The sequence below is a fragment of the Anaerococcus lactolyticus ATCC 51172 genome (assembly GCF_000156575.1).
Lineage (GTDB): Bacteria > Bacillota > Clostridia > Tissierellales > Peptoniphilaceae > Anaerococcus > Anaerococcus lactolyticus.
Map to the genome: position 1 here is coordinate 1 of NZ_GG666089.1, position 450 is coordinate 450.

Sequence of the window (450 nt, forward strand, 5' to 3'; positions counted from 1 at the left end):
GGTAAAGATGAAAAAGAAAAAAATTTAAACCAAGACTTATCTAAGAAATTAGATGAACTTCTAAAACTTCAAAAAGAAAACAAGGAGAAGAAAGAAGATAAGAAACCTCAAGATAAGAAGTGGGACGAAATTTTGAAAGCTGATGACAAGAATATCCTAAATCAATTTGATCTTAACAAGATGAAAGAGAACGATAAACAACAAGGTAAAAAACAAGTTAAAGATGAAAAAGAATTTGCAGTTTTTCAAGTAGACAAAAACTTTTATAACATTATCAACAAAGATGGTAAGACAACAGTATATATGGATGTAAAAACTTATGTGGATCAAGGAAGAACTATGATTCCAGTAAGATATATTGCTTATACTCTAGGTTTTAATGTTGAGTATGACAACTCTACTCGTGAAGCTATTTTCTCCAATAAAGAGAATAATATCTTAGCTAAAAAG

The 450-nt window shown here is 28.4% G+C and carries 1 protein-coding gene; it reads left to right on the plus strand.

Features of this window, described 5'->3' with window-relative positions; all coding sequences use genetic code 11:
• On the plus strand, positions 1-450 hold a 450-nt coding region (locus HMPREF0072_RS10390), incomplete at both ends, for a stalk domain-containing protein (RefSeq protein ID WP_004830421.1).